Genomic DNA, 487 nt, shown 5'->3' with positions numbered 1-487 from the left:
TAGACCTGACGGGTCTGGCTGGCACCGGTGGGAATGCCGCTGCCATTGGCATCGACCTGACTGTAGCGGGTGCGGGTGTCGAGCAGCCCCTGCAGGTTGTAAACGAAATCTTCGCGGGTGGTCTGGGACTTGTTCTGCCCGGCAACCCAAGCATCCAGCTGGGCTTCGCTCAGGCTGGCTTCTTTGGCCAGCGCCGATACCGGATAGCGGTTGCCCAGATAGCTGATCTGGCTGATGCGCTGACCCAGGCTGTTATAGCGATATTCGGTGACGCGGCCTTCGGCTGAGAGGGTGTAGCGCAGGTTGAGCCGGCTGTCGTAAGCGTAGCGGCTGGTCAGCGGCTGGCTGGCCGTGGCGGCACCTGCGCCATCGGGGTCGGGGGTGACGAAGGTGGTTTCGGTCAGCAGCTGGTTGGCGCTGCCGTAGGTTCGCTCAATGCGGTTGCCCAGATCGTCCTGCTGGCTGATCTGGTTGCCGGCCGCGTCAT

At 63.7% G+C, this 487-nt stretch carries 1 protein-coding gene; it reads right to left on the bottom strand.

Translation table 11 applies throughout. The features are described 5' to 3' along the window. On the bottom strand, positions 1 to 487 hold a 487-nt coding region (locus tag PZA18_RS24190; protein WP_284103449.1), incomplete at both ends, for a hypothetical protein.

The organism is Parachitinimonas caeni, assembly GCF_030129945.1.
Taxonomy (GTDB): Bacteria; Pseudomonadota; Gammaproteobacteria; order Burkholderiales; family Chitinimonadaceae; genus Parachitinimonas; species Parachitinimonas caeni.
The sequence above is the reverse complement of the archived record's forward strand: the minus strand, read 5'-3'. Positions and strand labels throughout refer to the sequence as shown.